Source organism: Azotobacter armeniacus (assembly GCF_054779355.1).
Map to the genome: position 1 here is coordinate 1 of NZ_BAAGYK010000137.1, position 495 is coordinate 495.

1 protein-coding gene is annotated in these 495 nt (G+C 66.7%); it reads right to left on the reverse strand.

Annotated elements, in window-relative coordinates; translation table 11 throughout:
- The coding region (locus tag ACYVD0_RS18470; protein ID WP_460428177.1) for a substrate-binding domain-containing protein at positions 1–495 on the reverse strand (495 nt) is incomplete at both ends.

Consider the following 495-nt stretch of genomic DNA (forward strand, 5'->3'; position numbering starts at 1 on the left):
TTGTTGGCCACCACCGCGTCGATCTCGCGGCCGGACAGCAGCCAGTTGTTCATCAAGTCCATGCCCCTCTCGCGCTGCCAGTCGCCGGACTGCTCCTCCACCACCTGGATCTGCGGGTACTTGGCGAGGACGGCCTTCACGCCGTCGGTGCGCTTGCGGGTGTCGTCGTGGGCCAGGCGGCCGAGGAGGATGGCGATGCTGCCCCGACCGCCCAGCTTCTCGGCCAGGTATTCCATCTGCATCCGCCCGATCTGGCTCTCGTCGGTGCCGACGAAAACCACGCCCGGGGGGAAGTCCTTCACCTCCGGGCGGCTGTTCAGGTACACGAGCGGAATGCCGGCCTGGGTGGCGCGTTCGGTGATCGTGTCGGTATCGGCGGTATCGGCGGTATCGGCGGTATCGGCGGGGTTGACGACGATCACGTCGACCTTCTGTGCGATGAAGTTCTCCACATGGCCGAGCTGCCGGATCAGGTCGCCGGCGGAGTCCTCGACC